General features: G+C 41.5%; 21 protein-coding genes. 9 read left to right on the top strand and 12 right to left on the bottom strand.

Annotated elements, in window-relative coordinates:
- Positions 1-24: 24 nt before the first annotated feature.
- Positions 25-1,749, bottom strand: a complete 1,725-nt coding sequence (gene pilB / locus A391_RS0111405) for a type IV-A pilus assembly ATPase PilB (protein WP_019899456.1) — start codon at positions 1,747-1,749, stop codon at positions 25-27.
- A 346-nt stretch (positions 1,750-2,095) separates the two neighbouring features.
- Between pilB and A391_RS0111400 the strand changes: the two genes are divergently transcribed.
- Positions 2,096-2,299 (top strand): cold-shock protein, encoded by a 204-nt coding sequence (locus A391_RS0111400; protein WP_015831543.1) that lies wholly within the window; start codon positions 2,096-2,098, stop codon positions 2,297-2,299.
- Between the two features lie 110 nt (positions 2,300-2,409).
- Here A391_RS0111400 and icd read toward each other — a convergent pair whose 3' ends face one another.
- Positions 2,410-3,666, bottom strand: a complete 1,257-nt coding sequence (gene icd / locus A391_RS0111395) for an NADP-dependent isocitrate dehydrogenase (protein WP_019899453.1) — start codon at positions 3,664-3,666, stop codon at positions 2,410-2,412.
- A gap of 15 nt (positions 3,667-3,681) precedes the next feature.
- On the opposite strand from icd, the gene A391_RS0111390 reads away from it, so the two are divergent.
- From A391_RS0111390 to A391_RS0111365, 5 genes are all read left to right on the top strand, one after another.
- Positions 3,682-4,236, top strand: a complete 555-nt coding sequence (locus A391_RS0111390; protein WP_019899452.1) for a pseudouridine synthase — start codon at positions 3,682-3,684, stop codon at positions 4,234-4,236.
- Positions 4,233-4,940 carry a type 1 glutamine amidotransferase gene (locus A391_RS0111385; protein WP_019899451.1) on the top strand — a complete coding sequence of 236 codons (708 nt, stop codon included), beginning with the start codon at positions 4,233-4,235 and terminating at the stop codon, positions 4,938-4,940. The genes A391_RS0111390 and A391_RS0111385 overlap by 4 nt, the downstream gene beginning before the upstream one ends.
- A gap of 194 nt (positions 4,941-5,134) precedes the next feature.
- Positions 5,135-6,223, top strand: a complete 1,089-nt coding sequence (gene aroC, locus A391_RS0111375) for a chorismate synthase (protein ID WP_019899449.1) — start codon at positions 5,135-5,137, stop codon at positions 6,221-6,223.
- 79 nt (positions 6,224-6,302) lie between these two features.
- Positions 6,303-7,475, top strand: a complete 1,173-nt coding sequence (locus A391_RS0111370; RefSeq protein WP_019899447.1) for an MFS transporter — start codon at positions 6,303-6,305, stop codon at positions 7,473-7,475.
- Positions 7,475-8,140: a retropepsin-like aspartic protease family protein gene (locus A391_RS0111365; RefSeq protein WP_019899445.1), complete on the top strand. Its 666-nt coding sequence runs from the start codon at positions 7,475-7,477 to the stop codon at positions 8,138-8,140. Before A391_RS0111370 ends, A391_RS0111365 begins: the two co-directional genes overlap by 1 nt.
- 96 nt (positions 8,141-8,236) lie before the next feature.
- On the opposite strand, the gene folE2 is transcribed toward A391_RS0111365, so the two are convergent.
- Genes folE2 through A391_RS0111340 form a run of 5 tightly spaced genes read right to left on the bottom strand, consistent with a single transcriptional unit; the run spans position 8,237 to position 12,911 of the window.
- On the bottom strand, positions 8,237-9,043 hold the full coding sequence (gene folE2 / locus A391_RS0111360) for a GTP cyclohydrolase FolE2 (RefSeq protein ID WP_019899443.1): 807 nt from the start codon (positions 9,041-9,043) through the stop codon (positions 8,237-8,239).
- Positions 9,044-9,085: 42 nt separating this feature from the next.
- On the bottom strand, positions 9,086-10,939 hold the full coding sequence (gene dxs / locus A391_RS0111355; protein ID WP_019899441.1) for a 1-deoxy-D-xylulose-5-phosphate synthase: 1,854 nt from the start codon (positions 10,937-10,939) through the stop codon (positions 9,086-9,088).
- A 35-nt stretch (positions 10,940-10,974) separates the two neighbouring features.
- A complete protein-coding gene (locus tag A391_RS0111350) occupies positions 10,975-11,886 on the bottom strand; it encodes a polyprenyl synthetase family protein (protein WP_157261357.1) in 912 nt (303 codons plus the stop codon).
- Entirely contained in the window at positions 11,879-12,151 is a 273-nt protein-coding gene (locus A391_RS0111345; RefSeq protein WP_019899439.1) for an exodeoxyribonuclease VII small subunit, read from the bottom strand. Before A391_RS0111345 ends, A391_RS0111350 begins: the two co-directional genes overlap by 8 nt.
- A 46-nt stretch (positions 12,152-12,197) precedes the next feature.
- Positions 12,198-12,911 carry an alpha/beta fold hydrolase gene (locus tag A391_RS0111340; protein WP_019899438.1) on the bottom strand — a complete coding sequence of 238 codons (714 nt, stop codon included), beginning with the start codon at positions 12,909-12,911 and terminating at the stop codon, positions 12,198-12,200.
- 96 nt (positions 12,912-13,007) lie between these two features.
- Here A391_RS0111340 and A391_RS0111335 point away from each other — a divergent pair, with 96 nt between their 5' ends.
- Positions 13,008-13,790: a 3',5'-cyclic-nucleotide phosphodiesterase gene (locus A391_RS0111335; protein ID WP_019899437.1), complete on the top strand. Its 783-nt coding sequence runs from the start codon at positions 13,008-13,010 to the stop codon at positions 13,788-13,790.
- 122 nt (positions 13,791-13,912) lie between these two features.
- Positions 13,913-14,998, top strand: a complete 1,086-nt coding sequence (locus tag A391_RS0111330) for a cyclic nucleotide-binding domain-containing protein (RefSeq protein WP_019899436.1) — start codon at positions 13,913-13,915, stop codon at positions 14,996-14,998.
- A 258-nt stretch (positions 14,999-15,256) separates the two neighbouring features.
- Here A391_RS0111330 and A391_RS14715 read toward each other — a convergent pair whose 3' ends face one another.
- The 3 genes from A391_RS14715 to A391_RS0111315 all read right to left on the bottom strand — a co-directional run bounded on the left by A391_RS14715 (position 15,257) and on the right by A391_RS0111315 (position 17,950).
- Entirely contained in the window at positions 15,257-15,613 is a 357-nt protein-coding gene (locus tag A391_RS14715; RefSeq protein ID WP_019899435.1) for a pilin, read from the bottom strand.
- Positions 15,614-16,151: 538 nt separating this feature from the next.
- Positions 16,152-16,688 carry an SRPBCC family protein gene (locus A391_RS0111320; RefSeq protein WP_019899434.1) on the bottom strand — a complete coding sequence of 179 codons (537 nt, stop codon included), beginning with the start codon at positions 16,686-16,688 and terminating at the stop codon, positions 16,152-16,154.
- Positions 16,689-16,876: 188 nt separating this feature from the next.
- Positions 16,877-17,950, bottom strand: a complete 1,074-nt coding sequence (locus A391_RS0111315; RefSeq protein WP_019899433.1) for a YncE family protein — start codon at positions 17,948-17,950, stop codon at positions 16,877-16,879.
- 34 nt (positions 17,951-17,984) lie between these two features.
- Between A391_RS0111315 and A391_RS0111310 the strand changes: the two genes are divergently transcribed.
- Complete coding sequence (locus tag A391_RS0111310; RefSeq protein WP_019899431.1) at positions 17,985-18,473, top strand: RNA pyrophosphohydrolase; 489 nt, start codon at positions 17,985-17,987, stop codon at positions 18,471-18,473.
- 204 nt (positions 18,474-18,677) lie between these two features.
- Here the strand turns inward: A391_RS0111310 and asd are convergent, their stop codons facing one another.
- On the bottom strand, positions 18,678-19,481 hold the full coding sequence (gene asd, locus A391_RS0111305; protein WP_051089127.1) for an archaetidylserine decarboxylase: 804 nt from the start codon (positions 19,479-19,481) through the stop codon (positions 18,678-18,680).
- Between the two features lie 242 nt (positions 19,482-19,723).
- A complete protein-coding gene (ilvC, locus tag A391_RS0111300) occupies positions 19,724-20,740 on the bottom strand; it encodes a ketol-acid reductoisomerase (protein WP_019899428.1) in 1,017 nt (338 codons plus the stop codon).
- Positions 20,741-20,813: the final 73 nt, after the last annotated feature.

Raw genomic sequence — 20,813 nt, 5'->3', positions numbered from 1 at the left:
GTTGTATGAGTGTATTTCAAAGTGTTATTCATTAGTACATGCCTCGACTTCTTCTATTGAAGTTAAGCCTTGTATTACCTTCAGTATGCCGGAACGGCGCAAATCATTCACCCCATCCAGTCTTGCTTGGTCAGCAATATCGTGAGCTGTACCATTTTTCATGATAATTCGGCTAATAGCGTCTGTCACGGGCATGACTTGATAAATCCCTACACGGCCTTTATAACCACCATTGCAGAGTTCACAGCCATCTGGATTGTGCCCATAAAGCTGCCAAGGTTCATTAAAGTCCTCTTCAATAAAACCAACGCTCAATAGTGCTTCTTTAGGGATGTTGATAGGTGTTTTACAATTCTTGCACAAGCGTCTAGCCAAGCGTTGTGCGGTAATAAGAGAAACTGCTGATGCGATATTAAATGGTGCAACGCCCATATTCAACAAACGAGTTAATGTAGATGGTGCATCGTTCGTATGTAGCGTAGAAAGTACCATATGTCCAGTAGATGCAGCCTTAATTGCCATATCTGCTGTTTCTAGGTCACGAATTTCACCAATCATGATGATGTCAGGATCTTGCCTCAGGAAAGACTTTAATGCAGCCGCAAATGTCAGTCCTTGCTTGTCATTCACGTTCACCTGGTTGATGCCTGCAAGTGGAATCTCACATGGATCCTCCGCAGTTGAAATGTTGACATCTGGTTTGTTTAAGATATTTAAACACGTATAGAGTGAAACTGTTTTACCCGACCCCGTTGGGCCAGTCACCAGTACTAAACCATAAGGCCTACTGACCGCATTAAGCAGACGCTCTTTTTGAATGGGTTCATAGCCTAACGCCTCAATACCGAGTGATGCGCTAGCCGGGTCTAGAATCCGCATCACAATTTTTTCCCCATGAATTAAGGGTAAGGTGCTAACACGGAAATCAATGGTGCGTGTTTTTGATAAGACTAGCTTCATGCGGCCATCTTGCGGGATACGTTTTTCAGAGATATCCATGCTTGAAATTACTTTGATACGAGATGCCAACTTTTCCTTAATGGCAAGAGGAGGTTGGCTAATTTCGCGAAGTGCGCCATCAACCCGATAACGCACGCGGTAAAATTTTTCATACGGTTCAAAATGTAGATCAGATGCGCCCATGTTAATCGCATCTAACAACATTTTATTAAGAAAGCGTACGACAGGTGCATCATCAACTTCACTTTCTACCTGTTCGTCTTCAACTACATGCGCATTGTCGTCATTAAAGCCGAAATCATCGTCGTGTCCAACATCAAGCGACTTCAGGCTAGTATCTTTTGATTGAATGACTTTATCTATCCAGCGGCCGAGTTTGTCGTCTTCTACTACAATTGGTGAAATGTTCATGCCCATTTGGAATTGAACACTATCTAATGCGAGGATGTTGGTGGGATCTGAGATAGCTACATAAAGTACGTTATTGCGTGCTTGTAGACCTATAACACGATTACTAATTGCCAGTTTGCTATCAATTTGTTTTGCAGGCAGATAGTCTGGATTAAATGAATCAAGGTTAAAGTAAGGAAATCCAAACGCTTTAGCTGAGGTCTCAGCAATACTTAAGGCACTCAGTTTTTTACTTTGAATAAGTTGCGAAATAAATGAAGCATTTGCGATGGAGGCTTGAGTTTCTACCGCCCTCGCTTCATCCTCAGAAAGCAGTTTTTCTTGAATTAATGTTCTTGCTAGACCACTTAGTTTTGTTTGTGAGGTTGCAGTTGCCATATTGATTGTCGTGGTTAAATGAGCTTACTAGCAATTTCTGTTAATTAATTCAGACCAATAATGCACTTTACGTTTTTTTTTGTAAAGACTTTACGTCTTTTATCATGAAAATTCACTCGTTTTATAAATCTTTTAATTAAAACGATGAGTCTAACGTATTCAGACAGTCATCCGTATAGGGGTATGTTAAAAACTACTTGACATGTCAGAAAAAGCAACATATAAATATGCTTAGGTGTTTGAATTCGAGTTTTTTGCAGCTTGCTTTAATTTAGTTACTGCGACTTCTGTTCTTGAGGCAAACTTTTTGGGGCGCCCCCCTTTGTAATATGTAAGGATGTATGAAATGGCAACAGGTACCGTAAAATGGTTTAATGATTCTAAAGGTTTTGGTTTTATTACACCTGATGATGGTGGTGATGATTTATTCGCACACTTCTCAGCGATTGTAGAATCAGGTTATAAAAGCCTAAAAGAAGGCCAACGTGTAAGTTTTGATTTAACTGAAGGCCCAAAAGGTAAACAAGCTTCAAATATTCAGAAAGCTTAAGTTTTATCCAAACTAAATTTGGGTTAGCCTACATCTGGTCCCCAATGCTCAAAAGGCTCTATATGCGTTAACACATATAGAGCCTTTTTTATTTTCAGATTTAAAATCAGTTATTGCATATTTGCAATAATTTCGTCACCAAATTCAGTGGTGCCTACTTGTGTGGCACCATCCATTTGGCTTGAGAAGTCACTAGTCACACGTTTGCTGATAATTGCATTTGCAACACCTTTCAGCACTAAGTCTGCGGCTTCTGTCCATCCTAAATGACGAAGCATCATCTCAGCAGAAAGTATCAACGAGCTTGGGTTGGCGATGTTTTTTCCAGCAATTTTTGGTGCAGTACCATGCGTTGCCTCAAACATTGCAACCGTATCACTAAGATTAGCGCCTGGTGCAATCCCAATACCGCCTACTTGTGCTGCCAAGGCATCGCTCATGTAGTCGCCGTTTAGGTTAAGCGTGGCAACCACATCATAGTCTTGTGGATGCAATAAAATTTCTTGTAAGAATGCATCAGCAATGCAATCCTTGATGACAATACCGTTCGGCAATTTGCACCATGGACCACCATCAATTTCAACTGCGCCAAACTCTTGCTTCGCAACTTCATAACCCCAATCTCTGAAGCCTCCCTCTGTAAACTTCATAATATTGCCTTTATGGGCAATGGTCACTGATTTACGGTTGTTATCAATCGCGTATTGAATTGCTTTGCGCACTAAGCGTTGGCTACCATCGACTGATACTGGCTTGATACCAATGGCAGATGACTCAGGGAAGCGAATTTTTTTTCGCATGCCCATATCGCTCAGAAAGTTGATGACCTTCTCTACTTCATCTGTGCCCGCTGCCCACTCAATACCCGCGTAGATGTCTTCTGTGTTCTCACGGAAGATCACCATGTCGGTTTTTTCAGGATGTTTGACTGGGCTAGGTACCCCTGTGAAGTATTGCACTGGACGTAAGCATACATAAAGGTCAAGTTCTTGGCGTAGCGATACATTGAGTGAGCGAATGCCCCCACCAACTGGGGTCGTTAATGGACCCTTAATCGATACTACATAGTCACGCACAGCTTGCATCGTTTCACTAGGCAACCACGTATCTTTACCTTCTTTATCTTTGCCATATACGTTGACAGCTTTTTCACCGGCAAAGACTTCCATCCAAGAAATTTTACGAGTGCCTGCATAAGCTTTATTTACTGCGGCATCTACAACTTTAATCATAGGCGGGGTGATATCTACACCTATGCCATCACCCTCAATAAATGGGATAATGGGGTTGTTGGGTACGTTTAGCGTATTGTCTGCGTTAACAGATATTTTTTCGCCTGTGCTAGGTTTGATAATTTTCGAAGTCATTCACAATTTCCTAAGATGATAATTTTATTTAATAAACCATTTAACGTCGTGTGCCAATTTAGCCCGCATGACTCGCCGAATCCTGATAATAAACACGCCACGTTAAAAGACTTTATTCCAATCCCTGATGTATATGTAGCTGGGCGTTTAGATACTGATAGTGAAGGTTTGCTTATTTTAACCGATGATGGGGCATTGCAACATCGTTTAAGTCATCCGAAACATAAAGAAATTAAAACTTACTGGGTACAAGTGGAGGGTGCGCCATCCGACGATGATTTGCAACCGCTTAGGCGAGGGGTTGATTTGGGTGATTTTGTGACATTACCAGCAACGGTGGCGGTCATAGATGAGCCCGAAGGTTTGTGGTTACGCAATCCACCTATTCGAGAACGTAAGGCGATACCGACGACTTGGCTACAAATTAAAATTTCAGAAGGTAAAAATCGTCAAGTAAGGCGGATGACTGCGAAAATTGGTTTCCCAACACTGCGGTTGGTCCGATATGCAATAGGGCGTTATACAATAGATGGAATTGATATTGGACAATATAAGGTACTAGAAGCATGAAACCAGTGATTATTTTTCGTCACTTTAGCAGTGAAGGTCCAGGTTACTTCTCTGAATTCTTAGATGAGCAAGAGATACCTTGGTGTTTAATTAAGATTGATGAAGGGGATGCTGTCCCCACTTCAATTGATGCTTATAGTGGCATGGTGCTGATGGGTGGCCCAATGAGTGTCAATGATGATTTACCTTGGATTGCAGCTGTGCTTGATTTGATTAGGCAAGCTGTGGATGCCGATGTTCCTGTATTGGGGCATTGTTTAGGTGCTCAGCTAATGAGTAAAGCTTTGGGGGCTGAAGTTAGCAAAAACGTAATCAAAGAGATTGGTTGGGGTGAAGTTAAAGTAAGTCAAAATAATACTGCTCAAAATTGGTTTGGCGAGTTAGAGAGTTTTAATGCTTTTCATTGGCATGGCGAAACATTTAGTTTGCCATCGGGTGCTGTGCATTTGTTAGCGAGCCCATTTTGTGAGAATCAAGCTTATGCCATTGGTAAACATCTAGCGTTGCAATGTCATATAGAAATGACCGCAGACATGGTAAGCGAGTGGTGTATTGTTGGCGCAGATGAAATCGCGTCTGCTTTGGATAGTCCAGCGGTTCAGCGCCCTGATGTCATTCAGCAAACTTTACCATTGCATTGCTTTTTTCTGAATAAAGTGGCGAATCAGGTGTATCAACAATGGATTAAAGGCTTGGCTAATTAATGACACCTCCAAAATCTAACTTCCGTTGCTAAGCGGCATTGCTCACAAAAAATTACTCTTTACCTATCAGGCATATGCGGCGTCGCAATTTTTTGCTCGTGCCTTGCCTGGCTTCGGCATTTGAATTTTTAGAGGCGTCCTTAACATGTTGCTTGGGTATGTTAAAATCACCTAACTTTAATTGAGGTCGTATCATGTCTGGCAATACACTTGGCAAACTTTTTACCTTTACATCATTCGGTGAGTCGCATGGTGCAGCAATTGGTGGGGTCGTAGATGGCTGCCCACCAGGGTTGGCTTTATGTGCTGAAGATTTGCAAATCGATTTGGATCGTCGCAAGCCAGGTACCTCACGCCATGTGACGCAACGCCAAGAAGCAGATTCTATTGAAATTCTGTCTGGTATCTTTGAGGGAAAAACCACTGGTGCGCCGATTGGTTTGCTGATTCGCAATACAGATCAGCGTAGCCAAGACTACAGTAAAATCATGGATACATTTCGTCCAGGGCATGCAGACTATACTTATACGCAAAAATATGGCGTACGTGATTATCGAGGTGGCGGTCGCTCGAGCGCGCGTGAAACCGCAGTGCGTGTCGCTGCTGGAGCAATTGCAAAAAAATGGTTAAAAGAGCGTTTTGGTGTAGTCGTGCGCGGATATATGAGCCAGTTAGGTGAAATTAACATTCCATTTGAAAATTGGGATGTGGTGAATAGCAATCCGTTTTTCTCGCCTAATACAACCATCTTGCCAGAACTGGAAACTTATTTAGATAAAATCCGTGCGGAGCGTGATTCTGTAGGCGCAAAGATTACTGTTGTTGCAGAAAATGTACCTGTAGGTCTAGGTGAGCCGATTTTCGATCGATTAGATGCTGAAATTGCATATGCCATGATGAGTATTAATGCGGTAAAAGGCGTTGAGATTGGTGCTGGCTTTTCTAGCATCGCGCAGCGAGGTAGTGTGCATTCTGATGAAATGACGCCGCAAGGGTTTGTGACGAATCATGCGGGTGGTATTTTGGGTGGCATTTCTACTGGCCAAGAAGTTCGCGTGAATGTGGCACTAAAACCAACTTCTAGTATTCCACAAGAGCGCCGTTCAATTGATAAAAGCGGAAATGCTGTGACGATGCAAACGACTGGACGTCATGATCCATGTGTTGGTGTGCGAGCAACCCCTATTGTGGAAGCAATGTTGGCCATGGTGTTGATGGACCATGTGCTACGTAATCGTGGGCAAAATGCAGATGTCTTGTGTAATACCCCTAAAATTATCTAAATTTTTCGTGATTACTCGGAAATAAATATTAATTTCAAAGTCGGCCTTGGCCGACTTTTTTTATCGGTATGATACCCATATGCATTCAGCGTTACATTATCGATTATCACGATTCTATTTTATCTATTACTTCTTTGTGGGGGCATTTGTTCCATATTGGGGGTTGTATTTAAAATCTGAAGCGTTTTCAGCAACTGATATTGGAATATTGATGTCTTTATTCCAAATTAGCCGCATTTTTGCACCTAATTTTTGGGGCTGGCTTGCTGACCACACAGGTAAGCGCACCCCTTGGATCAAGCTCACTGCATTTTTAGGACTGTGCGGCTTTGTGGCCGTGTTTTGGGCGCATGGTTTTTTCTGGATGTTCTTAGTGATGGCCGCATTGAGTTTATTTACCAGTTCTACTTTGCCATTGGCAGAGTCGCTTACCTTAGCGCATCTTGCTACTACCAATGGACACTACAGCCGTATTCGTATGTGGGGGTCCTCAGGGTTTATTGTGGCGGCAGTAGTGTTAGGTTTTTTAATAGACTATGCTGGTATCTCCAGTTTGCTGTGGTTTTTACTCGCAGTCCAAGTGATGTTATTTTCCCTCACTTACTCATTGCCAGAGCCAAAGCTTGCCGCACATCCACATGATCATTTCTCAATTTGGCAAGTAATACGACAACCTAATGTGGTTGCATTGTTGGTTGGTTGTTCCTTAATGGTGACCGCACATGGTGTACTTTATAACTTCTATTCTATTTATCTGAGTGAACATGGTTACACCAAGGGCATGATTGGTTTGCTGTGGGCGATAGGCGTCATCTGTGAAATTCTTATTTTTATGTTAATGCCTAAGATTTTGAGGAGATTCACTTTAAAAGTAATCTTACTCGTCAGCTTGGTATTGGCTGTGATTCGCTTCGCTCTGATTGGCGTTGCTGTGGATAGCTTGTGGTTGCTTATTTTGGCACAAACTTTACACGCTGCTACATTTGGTAGTTTTCATGCTGCTTCAGTTGAAGTGATAACGCAATTTTTTAATGGACGACATCAAGCAAAAGGTCAGGCCATTTACAATAGTGTGGCATATGGTGTCGGCGGTACAGTGGGTGGTGTTGCTGGTGGTTATGCTTTGCAATATTTGGGTGGGCAGCAAACTTTTATGCTTGCAGCTGTTTTCCCGTTATTAGGTCTGGTTGTGATAGCATGGGGTTTAAATCTTACTCAGCAACATCCAGCTCAACAAGGAATGTTCAAATAATGCCATCTGTGCGACCACATCGATCTTTATTTCTTACATTCACCATTTCTTTGTGTTTATTGTCGGGTGTTGCAACAGCAAATACGAAAGTGAATATTGTAGGTTTATTTAGCGGTAAAGCTGTGATGATCATAAATGATGCTAAACCCAGAACCTTGAGTGCTGGACAGACGGTTGACGGTGTCAAATTAATAGCCGCAGATAGTAGCTCTGCGACGCTCTTAATTGAAGGTAAGATAAAAAAATTAAGCATGGGGCAGGCAGCTTCAGTTGGGGATGCTTCAGCTAGTAGTAACCCTAGTGTGACGTTATACGCTAATCCACAGGGACATTTTATTTCTGAATGTAAAATTAACGGCGCACCACTAAAGTTCTTAATTGATACTGGAGCAACCACTGTCGCACTTAATAGTGGCGACGCTAAATTTGCTAATATTGATTATAAAAAAGGTGAGCCTGTCTTAGTTGGAACAGCTAATGGGGTTGTCACAGCGTATCGTGTGACAATTGCAACTTTAAAGATAGGTAACATTACATTGAGTCAGGTTGAGGGAAGTGTTTTAGAAGGCGGATCACCTTCAGTCGTTCTTATGGGAATGAGTGCATTAAATAGAATGGAAATGAAGCGTCATGATATTGCCATGACATTAACTAAAAAGTACTGAACAATAGAGTAAACATTTAAATTTTTGTCATTAAATACTAACAAAAGTTGGCGTTTATAAAAAAAAGCCACTTAACTTAAGTGGCTTTTTTATTTCTTAATTTTGACGCTTGTCTTTTTCGATTAATGCGTATGCTGAATGGTTATGAATAGATTCAAAGTTCTCTGATTCAACAGTGTAGGCAATAATGCGTTTCTCTGCGTTTAGTTGAGCGGCAACATCACGTACCATGTCCTCAACAAATTTAGGATTATCGTAAGCGCGCTCAGTAACATATTTCTCATCCGGACGTTTCAGTAGTCCATAAAGCTCACATGATGCCTGCTTCTCTACTAAGTCGATAATATCTTCTATCCAAATAAAGTCATTAATGAGTGCGGTTACTGTCACATGTGAGCGCTGGTTATGGGCACCATAACTAGAGATTTTTTTGCTACATGGACATAAACTCGTTACAGGTACCAATACCTTTACCGTGATTTCAAATTTTCCATGATGAATCTCACCAATAAAAGTGACTTCATAGTCTAATAAACTTTTTACACCAGAAATTGGTGCTGCTTTGTTCACAAAGTAAGGGAATGTCATTTCAATATGACCAGATTCCGCTTCAAGTCGTTTTACCATTTCACGTAGAATGGTTTCAAAAGACTCTACAGAAATTGCGTGCTCATTCATGTTGAGAATTTCAACAAAACGAGACATGTGCGTGCCCTTGAACTGCTGTGGTAAATGTACATACATGTTAAACATGGCAACAGTATGCTGATCACCACCAGTTTTGTCTTTTACAACAACTGGATGGCGAATCGCCTTAATACCAACTTTATCAATGGCCAAATGGCGGGTATCTACCGTGTTTTGTACGTCTTCAATCGGGGTTTTATGCGTAGTCTGATCCATGTATATTTTCTTAAATTTTACAAATATTAGTTGAGTATATCACTAGGTTATTAGCTTCGCAATTGCAGAAACTATTCCTTTACCATCTAGACCGCAATCAGCAAGCATAGTTTCATGTACACCATGTTCTATAAATTGGTCTGGTAAGCCAAGACACAGTGTTTTAATCGCATGAGGGATATTGGTTTGTATAAGTTGCAGCGCTTCCATCGTAGCAGAACCGGCGCCTCCCATAATGCAATTTTCTTCTATGGTGACAATAACAGTATATTTTTGTGCAATCTCTGCGATTAGTGCTGAGTCAATTGGCTTAACAAAACGCATATTAGCGACGGTGGCATTGAGTGTTTCAGCAGCTTCTAAAGCAGGCGCAAGCATTGAGCCGAACGCTAGAATTGCCACTTTTTCACCTCGACGTACGATGATGCCTTTACCAATTTCTATCGGCTCAAGTGTGCCACTCACTTCTGCCCCAGTACCACTGCCTCTAGGGTAGCGTACTGCGGCTACTCCGTTGTGAAGAAACCCTGTTGTGAGCATTTGTCGGCATTCGTGCTCATCACTTGGGGTCATGACTACCATGTTGGGAATGCAGCGCATATACGTTAAATCAAAGCTACCAGCATGCGTAGGGCCGTCTGCACCAACCAGACCAGCGCGATCAATCGCTAATAATACGGGTAAGTTTTGTAATGCAATATCATGAATCAATTGATCATAAGCGCGTTGTAAAAAAGTACTGTAAATAGCGACAACCGGTTTTAATCCATCACAAGCCATCCCTGCGGCAAATGTAAGTGCGTGCTGTTCTGCAATACCTACATCATAGTAACGCTCAGGGAATTTATTGGCAAAAGCATTTAAGCCAGAACCATCGCACATTGCTGGCGTGATGCCGATAAGTCTTTCGTCAGCGCTTGCCATGTCAACAAGCCAGTCACCAAAAACCTCTGTGTAAGACTTTGCTGATTTTGCACTGATAGCGTTGCCATTAAATGGATCAAACTTACCTACGCCATGGAATTTATTTGGATTCTCTTCAGCCGGCTCAAATCCCTTACCTTTTTGCGTCACAATGTGCAAGAACTGAGGTCCGCTGAGCTGTTTAATATTGTGTAAAGTGTCAATAAGCGTATCTATATCATGACCATCAATTGGTCCGATGTAGTTGAAGCCAAACTCTTCAAACAAAGTGCCAGGGGTGACCATGCCCTTTACATGTTCTTCTGCTCGCTTTGCAAACTCCATCATTGGAGGTAATGCTGATAAGACTTTTTTACCAGATTTTCTCACTGTGCCATAGAAGCGGCTGGACAGTAATTTGGCTAGATAGTTGTTCAGTGCACCGACATTGTTAGAAATGCTCATGTCGTTATCGTTGAGTACAACTAGCAGGTTGGCATTCATGTTTCCGGCGTTATTCAGCGCTTCGAAGGCCATGCCAGCAGTCATTGCCCCATCACCGATGATAGCGACAGCACGTCTCTCGCTGCCTGCTTTTTGTGCGGCAACGGCCATGCCTAATGCTGCAGAAATTGATGTGCTGGAATGTCCCGTACCAAAAGTGTCATATTCACTTTCGTTGCGTCTTGGAAAGCCTGCAATACCTTGAGGCATGCGTAAATTTTGCATAGCTTCGCGACGCCCGGTCAGTATTTTATGTGGGTAAGTTTGATGCCCAACATCCCAAACTAGCTTATCTTCCGGCGTGTTAAATACATAGTGCAATGCAATGGTGAGCTCAACTACGCCAAGATTAGATGCTAAATGCCCACCTGTTTTAGCGACACTATCCACCAAAAATAAACGTAACTCTTGCGCGAGCTGAGCCAATTCCCTACGTTCTAGTAGTCGCAATTGTTCAGGGTAGTTAATCGTATTTAATAGTGGAGTCACGAGCAGAGTGTTGTTAATTCAAATAATAGTTAATGTTAAAAGCTACGATGTAGAATAAAACCAGCTAGCTCGCGCAGACGTTTTGCATCTTCACCAAATGGTATTAATGCTGAAATTGCTGTTTGATAAAGTTGATCCGCCAATTCTTTTGCTAGATCTAAACCTAGAATGGTGACATAGGTAGGTTTGCTGCTCTCTGCATCTTTACCAGCTGTTTTTCCTAGCGTGTTAGTGTCTGCCTCAACATCTAGAATATCATCTACGACTTGAAAGGCGAGGCCTATATGTTCTGCATAAGACATCACAGCAGACATTTGCTCGTGCGAGCCGCCTGAAGCACCCAGTAATGTAGCTGCTTGAATGAGTGCACCTGTTTTCAACTGATGCATAGTTTCTAATTCAGTTTGTGTCAATGACTTGCCAATCGATGCTAAATCAATGGCTTGACCACCTGCCATACCTGATGAGCCTGATGCTTTTGCTAAAATGTTGAGCATTGATATTTGTTGATTTGCATTTTCACAAAGTGTAGGCGTGGATAGCACGTCGAATGCCAGACTTTGTAAAGCGTCACCAACTAGTAGTGCGGTAGCGTCATCATATTGTTTGTGGCAACTAGGTTTGCCGCGGCGCAAGTCGTCATTATCCATACAAGGCATATCGTCATGTACTAATGAGTATGCATGAATCATTTCTACAGCACAGGCCGCCGCATCAGCTGCAGTTGCCGTTGTCGCGCATAGCTCTGCTGCTGCATAGCAGAGTAGGGCTCTAACGCGCTTACCTCCGCCAAGTATGCTGTAACGCATCGCCTCATGTAGTTTTTCTGGAGCACTTGTCTCACTAGGCAACACTTCATCAAGTACCATTTCAATATGGTCTTGTTTATCTTTTACCCATATTAAAAAGTCAGTCGTCGACTTGTCTGTCATGTTGGCGTCAGTCATTGTTTTCATTGAACGTAACAAGTTGTTGGCGCTCGTTCAGTATTTTTACTTGCTGCTCAACATCAGCAAGGGATTGTTGACAGAACGTTAGCAGTGAATTGCCGCGTTTATAAGCTTCTAGTGAAGCTTCTAGCGGCATCTGCCCAGATTCCATTTGCGCCACGATGTTTTCTAACTCGCTAAACGCTTGTTCAAAGCTAAGCGTAGGTTCAAGAGTGCCTTCATCGCTAGCGACAGTATTGGATTTTGTTTTGGATGCAGACATCAAGTCTCAGTGGCTAAGATTAATCAATTCGCTATTCTACCAAATCTTAAGATAAATCTAAGGACAAAACTTGTTTTAAAAAGCTTTGAATGTCGATAATTTCTTGATCACAAAGCGAGTGTGCCATGTCGTACTCATGCCAACTGACAGAATATCGACAGTTTTGTAGTAAATCGCGCGATTTTGCTGCCATTTCCAATGAAATGATGTCATCAAAAATACCATGTGCCATAAAAATTGGAGTGTTAGCGTTGGTTGTGCTGGCCTCGCTACTTAATAGTGAATGTAAGGGTAAGTAAGTAGAAAGTGCCAATACGCCAGCTAATTTATGTGGGTAACGTAATGCCGTATGTAACGCAATTGCACCACCCTGTGAGAACCCTGCAAGTAATATTCGCTCAGATGAAATTCCTTTGTTAATCTCTTTCTCAATCAAAGAGTTAATGTACTCTTGACTTGCTCTAATGCCTTCTTCATCTTCATGCGTAATGGGAATGTTGCCGTAAATATCATACCAAGCTGGCATCACGTACCCATTGTTTCTGCTGACAGCCATTTCTGGTGCATGTGGCAATATAAATCGTATCTGGTTAAATAATGGGATTTTTAAAAGAAGCTGAGCAAGAGGTTCAAAATCATACCCATCTGCACCAAGGCCATGAAGCCAGATAATGCTGGCATTGATTTTGCTGTTGTTTGACGCATGAAGGCTTAGTTCAAGTGGTTGCTGGTAAGTCATAATTGATGTAGACATTTGCATTTGTGTTGATTATCGTGACATTGTACTCAAAACAGCCTGCATATGCTTTCATTGATGAGTAAGTATGATAATAGTTTAATTAAGGTGAATGTCTAAATGACACAACTCAAAGTGCTAGGGTGTAGTGGCGGTATAGGTGGTGATTGCCGCACAACATCACTGTTGCTGGATCAAGACGTATTAATTGATGCCGGCTCCGGTGTGGGTGATTTGTCCATGGAGGAATTGCTGAAAATTAGCCACATATTTGTGACACACTCGCACTTGGATCATATTGCGTTCATTCCTCTGTTAATTGACACGGTAATGGGGATTCGTACGGAACCCATTACCGTCTATGCAACTAGGGAAACGCTGACTATTCTTAAAGAACATATCTTTAATTGGAAGATATGGCCAGATTTTAATGCCATACCTAATCTTGATATGCCTTTTTTACGCTATCAAGAAATAATGCTGGGGCAGAAAATGGTGCTTGGTCAACGAGAAATTACCGCATTGCCTGTGCATCATGTGGTGCCTGCTGTTGGCTATCATATCAAAGGCGCGTTTCACAGTTTGGTTTATACTGGCGATACGACGATTTGTGATGCGCTTTGGCACGAAATAAATAAGATAAGCCAGCTTAAGTATTTGATTGTGGAAACAGCGTTTAGCAATAGTGAGTTGGAGCTAGCAATTTTATCTAAGCACCTATGCCCTTCAATGCTTATGCAAGAATTAGCTAAATTAGATAAAGCTCACTTTACAAGCGAGCTTAAAGTATATATTACCCACTTAAAGCCGGGCGAAGATGAATGCATCATGCGCGAAATAGCTGATGTAGAGATTGGTTTGTCCATATCAGCGCTAAATCGATATCAGATTTTTGAGTTGTAATCTAATTAATAAAATTACTAGCACTATCAAAACTAACATGATTGACAAATGGTCATGCCAGATGACGACACTTAGTGTAAAAGATATATCATCCTAACTATATTTAGATACTGACGCTTAACATGACAACAGCCGCACTCACCATATTAAACACGATTGAACCTATTGCTAAGCTTTCCGAGGGACGTAAGCAGGAGTTAGCTAAATTGTGTTTTGTAGAAAAAGTAAGCAAGGGTGTTAATCCCCTGCGCATGAATGTAACGCATGCAAAACAGGCTGTCTATTTAATCAAAGGTGAGCTAGAGTTAAAGTTCGCTAAAAATGGCAAAGTACTATTGCGCGGAGAGGGCCCTGCGGCAAAACATCCTATTAATTGTGATGATAACTTAGTGGATAGCATCGCACTGACTGATGTGGAAATTTTAAGAATAGACAATGATCTGTTAGATATCATGATGACATGGGATCAATTGTCTACTGATGAACAGGCCCTTAAAAATCTGCGTCATAAATCAGGCGATAAAAAACCCAACAGAACCCCGGTTGAATGGATGCGTGATATAAGCGTGTTTAGCGTGGAAAAATTGCAATCTGGGGTGTTTAGTAAAGTGCCTGTTGCTAATATAGAAGCGATGTTTCAGCGGATGGAACGTATCAGTACTGTTGCAGGCCAAGTGATTATTCAGCAAGGTGCAGTGGGTGATTACTATTACTTAGTCGAGCATGGGTCATTGCTAGTCAGCAGAGCTGATGGTATCAATGCGGCTTCTATGTTAGTTGCAGAACTGCATGCTGGGGATGCGTTTGGAGAGGAGGCTTTAGTTTCTGATAATAAGCGTAATGCTACCGTGACTGCAAGAACTGATGGCCAGCTACTAAGGCTAAATAAACATGATTTTGTTGAGCTGTTAAAAGAGCCAATGTTAACTCAGGTGAGAAGAGATATTGCTGACGCTAGAATTGCTCAGGGCGCAATCTGGTTGGATGCAAGATTGCCGTCTGAGTATCAGTATGACCATATCGATGGTGCAATTAACTTACCATTAAATGAGGTTCGTCAAAAAATGTCGGAACTAGACCGTAAAAAAGATTACGTAGTCTATTGTCAAACTGGTCGACGTAGTTCTGCTACTGCCTTTATATTAGTTCAAAATGGATTTGATGTTGTGGTACTAAAAGGTGGTACGCGGGTGAATTCAATTACTTAGTATTGGTTATAAAAAATTAGATTATCAGTTTACCTGCAATGCAACAATTGAAAATCTTTAAACTATCTATGCCACTAGGCTAAATCGTGGCGAAAATGGTAAATGATTTATTAGTAATAGACTAAAGAAATAATCTATTCACATGTAAGTTATGAGATTGTGAGTTTTAAGATGACTTATAAAAAAAGAGACCTAAATTAGGCCTCTTTTTTTTAGGAGTATTTAGTCAAATACATGACTAATGTCAAGCTCACCTTATTAAGGTGCTAATGTACAAGAGCCGCTACCTGAAATACATGTTACGTTTCTTAGGAGTGTTGAATTGCCACGAACTCTAGGAATGTAAGTTAGTGAAGCATTGGCTGCATAGTTGGCTTGTGTCATGGTTGGTGATGTGGCGCAAGAAACGGTTGGAGCTGCTGCAGGGTCTCGATTGTCTGCAGCATCAGCAACTGCGGTATTCATGTACGCTTTAGCTTCTGCTAAACATGCACTATTAGCAGAACGTTGTGTGTAATCACGGTAGGCCGGCAATGCAACTGCAGCCAAAATACCGATAATCGCAACAACAATCATCAACTCAATCAAGGTAAAGCCTTTTTGTACTTGTTTCATTTTAGTTTCCTTTGTTAAAAGTTTTATATGTTTTACACTAAATCTTAAATAGTGGTGCTCGCGCTTAAACAAGCAATAGCCGTGCCAGAGTTTTAGGTGGACGTGTTTCCTGCTCAATATAACACGGTGCTTAGTACGTTCAATATTACTTTATCTTTATAACTGATAAGCATTTGCATGAGTCGATGGAGGTAATTTTATCTATTGAGTGACCAATAATCAGCCATTTTAACGAAATGAAAAGTATATTTAAATCAATTGCTTAAATTGAATCCCATTTTAGTGGGGGTGTGATGTTCGCAGTGGTGGCGGGTAGGTGTCACTAGCTTAAATGTTTCAACTTTAATGGGTAAAAGTGAAATTTTATAGGTGTATCGTAAAGATTTTTTTTGCAAAAAAACGGAGCTTTAAGCTCCGTTTTTTAGTTGACTGACAATTTTTTGTATTTTCTACCGCTCAAACTGTCAAAAAAGGTCACGTAGCCATTGCATTAGTGACCAATTTGTAGAGGCTTTGTTTTGAGAGCCTTCGCGGTTACCTACTTTGACGATTCAGCTGCTTTTTTTAGACCTGCTAAACCGGCATCGTAAATTCCGTTAACAGTGTTTGTTGCGGTTTCATCATCTTGACCAGCAGGGATAGGTGGGTTGAGTTTGTATAGGCGGTAAAAGCGACCTACCCATTGTACAGTTGACTCACCAGCGTTTGCACCTTTTTTAACTACAATGAATGCGTTGTAATCTGTAAATGGCAAGCCACTTGAAACGATTTCATAGCGGATTTTCATGTCTGCTTCATCTACACTACGTAATTTCTCAAGAATTGTACCGCCATCCTTGAGTGTTAGCGTTCTGAATGTGTCTTCGCCTTTTTTCTCTAACTTAGTGTTCGTGACAGCAGGGTGCCATTTTTGCATATTGCCAAAATCTTTAACCAATGCCCAAACTTTAGCTGGCTCAGCTTTGATGGTGATTGATTTGTCAACTTTGATTGGGGTTGGACCGTGTGCAGATGCTGATACAGAAACTAAGCTTGTAGTTAAGCTGAGTGCGATTAACGCTAGAATTTTTTTCATTCACTTTTCTCCAAAAATCTCAGTAATGAGAGGGATTGTTCAAAAACAACAATACATTATAAAGTAGAAACAGAACTTATGAGAACCCGAATCTGCAATTGTAAGGTGGTTTGTGATCTATTCAACGATGTGAACTTGGCTTGGTTGACATTGATGTGTGATTGAGTTCGATTGATTGCTAGCTAATTTTAATTTCCGATTGTAGGGCTTAAAATAAATTGGCCAAATGCGCGGCTTTTTTCACCAGTTTTGATGGTGGTGAGTAGCTGGTTGGTTTTTGTATCGATGACACTTACATTATTACTACCCCAGTTAGCGATATAAGCTTGATGGTTTGTATCATCTATGCTGATGCCTTCAGGGGTGCTGCCTACATTAATCGTGGTGAGTGTATTTTTGTTAGCAATATCGAGTACTGTGACGCTGTCATCTTGCGTATTGGTGACATAAAGCGTTTTTTCGTCAGCGCTAAATGCCGCGCAATAGGGGTGGTAGCCTACTTTCATATTTTCTATGACATTTGATTCTGTATTGATGATGCTGATTGTGTCATCTTGTACGTTGACGCTAGCCAGTAGCTTTCCTGTTTTGCTTAAGGCAATACCAAAAGGATGTTTTCCGACCTTTATCCGTTGTTTAATAGTGAAAGTCTCTGTATCGATGACCGCAATGTCGTTACTATCTCTGTTGGTAATGTATAGCGTTCGATTATTGGGGCTGACGACAAGCCCAGCAGGTGCGTCGCCGATGCTTAGCTCGCGTACTGTGTGTGTAGAGTTTGTGCTAATCGCTATTACACGGTTGTTAAACCAGTCTGCAGCATATAGCGTTTTTTCATCTGGGGATATTGCTAGGCCAACTGGAGCACCATTGACTTTAATCCTGTTAACTAAGGTGTTGTTTTGAGTATCAATGACGGAAATATCTTGGCTTTCAACATTTGAAACGTAAGCTCTATTCAGTCGTGATGCGACAGCAATCCCAACAGGAGCTTTGCCCACATTGATTGTATGAATGACCTTATTGGTACCTGTGTCGATAACGGATACCGTGTGCTCTCCTTGATTAGTGATATAAGCGCGATGATGGGTGTTCGTGTCTGCTGAGCATGAGCTTATGGATAAGCTAAAGCTGCTCATGGCAATAAAAATGCCGATTTTTGTAAAATTATTAATTTTAGTTTTCATTAGATTTAATATTAATTCAGTATCAAGCAAATGGTTGCTTTCAATAATGCTGGAAATATGAAAAAATTGCATCATATTTTATAACAGTATTATTTAGGCAGTTTATGCTATGTTAGATCGTGACGGGTTTCGCCCGAATGTTGGCATTATTTTATGTAATGCTAATAATCAGGTATTTTGGGGTAAGCGTATCCGTGAGCATGCTTGGCAGTTCCCACAAGGTGGTATTAACTTTGGCGAGAGTCCAGAGCAGGCAATGTATCGCGAACTGATGGAAGAGGTTGGCCTAAAACCTGAGCATGTTAAGATTTTAGGGCGCACTAAAGATTGGTTGCGCTATGAAGTGCCAACTAGCTGGGTTAAGCGTGAGTGGCGCGGTAGCTATCGTGGGCAAAAGCAAATTTGGTATTTGTTGCGCTTAATGGGGCGAGACAGTGATGTTTCGCTAAGGGCAACTAGTCATCCAGAGTTTGATGCTTGGCGCTGGAATGACTACTGGGTGCCTTTAGAAGATGTGATTGAGTTTAAGCGTGGTGTCTATGAGGCGGCATTGAATGAGTTGGCGCCGAATTTGTACCACAAAGGTGCTCATAAGTAATGGATGTGCTACTAATGTAATTAGTAGTTCGCTGAGATGGTCTGAATAATTGAATAGTTAAGGTTTGTTCATCACTAGAGCTGTGCCTTAACGTATTGTTTAACTATTTGTTTGCTTGCATCAGCTCATTAATAACCTTTTTAAACAACTCTCATATTGCTTCAGCTGCCTTGAAGTGCAAGGCAACCTGGTTTATCTCACGTCTTACACTTTTGTACCCATGTGCTCACCGAGCATGATTGTCAGGGATGGTTTCCATGATGCATTGAACTTTATGCTGTCTTTCTGGAATAGCATGACGACAGTCGAGCCAAGTAGAAATCTACCCATTTCTTCACCTTGTTTTAGACAAATGTTTTTGTCTGTGTAAGACCAGGTTTTAATACTAGGCAAGCGAGGTGGGTTAATAATGCCATCCTTAGCATCGTGCCAAACGGTTGCCATGCTACCAACAATAGTTGCACCAACCAGCACCATCACAAAACTTCCATGTTGTTCAGAAGAGAATTCGCAAACGACACGCTCATTTCTTGCAAATAGGTTAGGTACGCCCTGTGCCGTCGTTGGGTTAACCGAGAATAAGTCCCCTGGTACATAAGTCATTTTTAGTAAGCGGCCATCGCATGGCATATGTATGCGATGGTAGTCTTTAGGGCTGAGGTATAGGCATGCAAATAGCCCATTTTCGTATTGCTGAGCAGTCGTTGTATCGCCACCTACCAATGCTGCGGTGGTGTAATAATGGCCTTTTGCTTGAAAGATCTGATCTTGCTCGATGTCACCAAGCTGGCTGATTGCACCATCAACAGGGCAAATAAAATCTGCATTAGCGAGCGGTCTGGCATTCTGTTTTAGCGGGCGAGTAAAAAATTCATTAAAGCTTTTGTATGAGGAAATGTCTGGATTGGCCGCCTCGCTCATATTGACGTTATATCGTTTAACAAACCAACGAATAACTGCAGTGGTTGTCTTGCCTCCCTTTAGATGGGCAAGTTTCCCTGCAATCATTGTGATTACTTGTTTAGGTAATAAATATTGCGTGAGTACTGTGATGTTAGTTTGCACGATAATTCCAATAATCGTTATTCTTTTAAACTCAATACATAATATGCATGATATTTAATGCAATGTATCAGGCTATCAAAGTGCTATATACACTGCTAATAAAAAAGGGCAAATCGTTAAACGTTTTGCCCTTTTAATTTTAAGCTAGTTTAAATTTTTTAAAATGAAAACTAGCTAAGCTAAATCTAGTTTTTAGATTGGTCAACTAGTTTGTTTTTAGCAATCCAAGGCATCATTGCACGTAGTTGGCCACCAACTTGTTCAATCGGGTGTGCTGCGTTCAAGCGACGACGCGCTGTCATTTCTGGGTAGTTAGTGCGACCTTCTAAGATGAAGCGTTTAGCGTATTCACCATTTTGGATGTTCGCTAAGCATTCTTGCATTGCGTAACGTGATTCATCGTTAATCACTTTAGGACCAGTTACGTATTCGCCGTACTCAGCATTGTTTGAGATTGAGTAGTTCATGTTCGCGATACCGCCTTCGTACATTAAATCTACAATCAGTTTTAACTCGTGCAAGCACTCAAAATACGCCATTTCTGGTGCGTAACCTGCTTCAACCAATGTTTCGAAACCCGCTTTAACCAATTCAACCGCGCCACCACATAGAACAGCTTGTTCGCCGAACAAGTCTGTTTCTGTTTCTTCACGGAAGTCAGTTTCAATTACGCCACCTTTAGTGCCGCCGTTTGCAGCAGCGTATGAAAGTGCGATGTCTTTTGCTTTACCTGATTTGTCTTGATAAACAGCGATCAATGAAGGTACGCCGCCGCCTTTTAAGTACTCTGAACGTACTGTGTGGCCTGGGCCTTTGGGTGCGATCATGATGACGTCCAAGTCAGCACGTGGTGTGATTTGGTTGTAGTGAATATTGAAGCCATGTGCGAAAGCTAAAGCAGCACCTTGTTTTAGGTTTGCAGCAACTTCTGCGTGGAAAATTTCTGGCATTGTTTCGTCAGGCAATAACAACATAACAACGTCAGCTTGCTTAGTTGCTTCTGCGATTTCTAGTACGTTGTGGCCAGCTGCAACTGCTTTAGCCCATGAGCTACCGCCTTTACGTAGGCCGATAGTAACATTTGCGCCGCTATCTTTTAAGTTTGCAGCATGTGCGTGACCTTGTGAACCGTAACCAACGATCGTTACTTTTTTGCCTTTGATTAGGCCAAGATCAGCGTCTTTGTCGTAATAAACTTTCATTTCTTTTCCTCTAAAAATATTTGCTACAGAGAACGTTGCACTCACAGAGAAAAATCATCTGAGTTACTTTCGT

This window comes from Methylotenera mobilis 13 (genome assembly GCF_000384255.1).
Classification (GTDB): domain Bacteria; phylum Pseudomonadota; class Gammaproteobacteria; order Burkholderiales; family Methylophilaceae; genus Methylotenera; species Methylotenera mobilis_B.
Note: the sequence above shows the minus strand (reverse complement) of the source record. Positions and strands in the feature narration are given on the sequence as shown.